Raw genomic sequence first — 3,789 nt, forward strand, 5'->3', positions numbered from 1 at the left:
AAAGTTATGGTTAATGTATCAAATATTATTTACCCCACCCTAACCCTCCCCTTTACAAGGGGAGGGAACTGGATTTTTATTGTTTCCCCTTTTACAAGGGGAAAGGGGGGTAGCAATGTGATGAAAATTACGGAATACCACTTTTCAAACATCCTCTAAGAGGGTGTTTGAAAAGTCTCAATCCATACTAAGTAGGTTGGTGTTGAAAATTGTCGTTATGGCAAGGCAAAAGGCAAGAGGCAATACTTCGACTTCGCTTAGTAACCAGAGGCAAGAGTGAAGAGGGTTTGGGCGATTTTACGTTTCTTTACACAGTTTGGTTTTATTGTGTTCACCTACTTACTTTAAAAAATTAGATAAATGGTGATACTCTGGAATATAATCCTACATATACATTTTTAAGAGTTATGAATTATAAATTATCACGAATGGCAGCGATTCAATCGCCAATTATTCCGGTGGTGGGAGAATTAATTAAAAACTCTCCTGGGACAATTTCTCTAGGACAAGGTGTGGTTCACTATCAACCACCAGATACCGCAATGGAATTATTACCAAAATTTCTTGCTGAACCTAAAAATCATCTTTATCAAGCTGTTGTGGGTATTCCTGAATTATTAACAGTATTAGCAGCAAAGTTATCAATATTTAATGATATTGATATCAATGAAGAAAATGCTATTGTGGTGACAGCAGGTAGCAATATGGGGTTTATAAATGCTATTTTAGCAATTACTTCTCCTGGTGATGAAATTATTTTAAATACTCCCTACTATTTTAATCATGAAATGGCGATTAAAATGGCAGGTTGTCATCCGGTATTAGTTGCCACAGATACAAATTATCAATTAATTCCTGAAGCCATAGCCGCCGCAATTACAGATAAAACCCGTGCGGTAGTGACGATTTCTCCGAATAATCCTACAGGTGTTGTTTATTCAGAAACAGCATTAAAACAAGTTAATGAAATTTGTCGAGAAAGGGGAATTTATCATATTAGTGATGAAGCTTATGAATATTTTACTTATGATCATGTAAAACATATTTCTCCGGGGGCATTTACGGGCAGTAATCAATATACAATTTCTCTTTTTAGTTTGTCGAAAGCTTATGGTTTTGCTAGTTGGCGAATTGGTTATATGGTAATTCCTCAACATTTATTAATTGCTGTGAAAAAAGTCCAAGATACTATTTTGATTTGTCCACCTGTGGTTTCTCAATATGCAGCTTTGGGGGCTTTACAAGCAAAAGATGATTATTTAAAAGATAATATTGGGACAATTGCTAAAGTTCGAGAAATAGTAATTAACGCATTGCAATCTCTGGAAAATTTATGTACAATTACACCCGCTAATGGTGCATTTTACTTTTTCTTGAAAGTGCAGACAAAAATGAATGATTTGGAATTAGTGAAAAAACTGATTCAAGAACACAAAATAGCAGTGATTCCGGGAACAACCTTTGGGATGGAAGATGGCTGTTATTTGCGGGTTGCTTATGGTGCGTTACCAGCAGATACAGCTAAAGCAGGTATAGAAAGATTAGTCAAAGGTTTGCAAACTATCGTATTATAATCGCATAACAAAAATTAACACTTGTATTTCTCCATGAGTCAAATAGTTTGGATAGCAAGACACGCTAACCGCCTTGATTTCGTATATCCCGATTGGTTTCTGACCGCCGAAAGACGGTATGATCCACCTTTGTCCGATGATGGTATGATTCAGGCGCAGCAGTTAGCAAAACGACTCAAAGGGGAAAGAATCACCCATATTTTTGCTTCTCCATTTTTGCGAACTATCCAAACTGCGAATGCGATCGCTGAAGTTTTGGATTTACAGATTAAACTAGAAATAGGTTTGAGTGAATGGCTTAATCCCGAATGGATGACTGAAGAACCCGAAAAACTCTCAACTTCAGTTTTAGTCAAATTATTTCCCAGAATTGATACCAGTTACACATCACGTATAGCCGCAAAATACCCGGAAACTCATGAAAAAGTGCGGGAACGTTCGGCGCAAACTGCCAGATGTCTGTCTACTGAATTCTTCCCCCATGATATCCTATTGGTGGCACATGGCGCGTCTGTCTTGGGTGCAGCAATGGGATTTGTGGGTGACATAGCCAAAAATGAAGTCAAAGCTTCTCTATGTTCTTTGGTAAAAGTTGTCCGTCAAGATTCAGAATGGTTGCTAGAACTAAAGGGAGATACATCCCATTTGACAAAAATTGAAGAATTGGTGCGATTTGTGTAAATATTTAATGGGGATTTTCTCTAAATCGCCACTGACGCTATAGCAGGAGTCAGGAGTCAGGAGTCAGGAGTCAGGAGTCAGGAGTTAAGAGACTTTTAACTTATGGCTTTTACTGTAGATTCTGTATCTCATTCAAGTGCATATCGCTACAACTGGGCAAAAGTAACTTACTAACTGATAAATTTTATGACATTGCTACTGGCCGGAGACATAGGCGGAACAAAAACTATTTTGCGTTTGGTGGAACTTTCGGAAACACTAGAGTTAAAAACTCTGTATGAGGAAAGTTTCCGCAGTGGAGATTTTCCTGATTTAGTTCCTATAGTGCAAAAGTTTTTGAGTACAGCTAATTCTAGCACACCAGAAAAGGCTTGTTTTGCGATCGCAGGCCCAGTAGTGGAAAACACCGCTAAGTTGACCAATTTAGCCTGGTTTCTTGATACAAATCGGTTAACTCAAGAATTGGGTATTTTGTCAATTTCTCTAATTAATGACTTTGCGGCTGTTGGTTATGGCATTTTTGGGTTAACAAAACAGGATTTACTAACTTTACAAGTTGGTAAATATCAACCAGCAGCACCAATGGCTGTAATCGGTGCAGGAACTGGATTAGGCCAGGGATTTTTGATTAAACAGGATCATCAATATCAAGTCTTTCCTTCCGAGGGTGGACACGCAGATTTTGCCCCCCGGAATGAGTTAGAATTTCAACTGTTGAAATATCTGGTAGATAAACATAATATTCAACGAGTTTCTGTAGAAAGAGTGGTTTCCGGTTTAGGAATTACCTCCATTTACCAATTTTTACGAGATAGGAAAATAGCCACCGAATCACCAGAAATTGCCCAAGCAGTCAGAACTTGGGAACAAGAAGCCGGAAAAGCCGAAAAAACCATTGATCCTGGGGCATTTATTGGGAGTGCGGCGCTGGAAAAAAGCGATCGCCTTTCCGAACAAACCATGCAATTATTTGTAGAAGCCTACGGTGCAGAAGCCGGCAATCTAGCCCTCAAACTCCTCCCCTATGGCGGATTATACATTGCTGGTGGTATCGCTCCCAAAATCCTCCCTTTAATGCAAAATGGTAGTTTCCTCACGAATTTTACCCAAAAAGGGAGAATGGGTTCTTTACTGGAAGAAATACCCGTGCATATAATTCTTAATCAACAGGTTGGATTAATTGGTGCAGCTTTGTCTGCCTCTAGGTTATAAATAGCAAGAACAGTGAAATATTCAGGAGTACCAAAAGATGATAATCACTGAAGTGTCAACGCAATTACTAACTAACCTGAGTTCGATGTAAGAAAACCAGCTAAAAATGAGTATTCAAAAGGGTTAGAGGCTTTTCTGGAAAGAGCCTATATTCTCAATAAACATTAATTATTGAGAATTAAGTTTAATTAAAGAAAATTAATGATTATAACTCATGGAATTAGAAACTATTTTCTGTGAAATTGATGATTTTTGTACCTATTTTGAGCCAATATTTCAAGCTCAAGTTATCCCATCCCAAATAAAAAAAAGAATTAGACCC

General features: G+C 37.9%; 3 protein-coding genes and 1 pseudogene. All 4 read left to right on the top strand.

The features are described from left to right. The first annotated feature begins 407 nt into the window (after positions 1-407). Positions 408-1,574, top strand: a complete 1,167-nt coding sequence (locus tag PN450_RS00065; RefSeq protein ID WP_271834930.1) for a pyridoxal phosphate-dependent aminotransferase — start codon at positions 408-410, stop codon at positions 1,572-1,574. Between the two features lie 33 nt (positions 1,575-1,607). Next, positions 1,608-2,255 carry a histidine phosphatase family protein gene (locus tag PN450_RS00070; RefSeq protein ID WP_271834932.1) on the top strand — a complete coding sequence of 216 codons (648 nt, stop codon included), beginning with the start codon at positions 1,608-1,610 and terminating at the stop codon, positions 2,253-2,255. Positions 2,256-2,441: 186 nt separating this feature from the next. After that, entirely contained in the window at positions 2,442-3,467 is a 1,026-nt protein-coding gene (locus tag PN450_RS00075; protein WP_015078988.1) for a glucokinase, read from the top strand. A 214-nt stretch (positions 3,468-3,681) separates the two neighbouring features. After that, positions 3,682-3,789 (top strand): annotated as a pseudogene (locus PN450_RS23985) (IS982 family transposase); the annotation flags it as partial.

The sequence above is a fragment of the Dolichospermum lemmermannii CS-548 genome (assembly GCF_028330815.1).
Classification (GTDB): domain Bacteria; phylum Cyanobacteriota; class Cyanobacteriia; order Cyanobacteriales; family Nostocaceae; genus Dolichospermum; species Dolichospermum lemmermannii.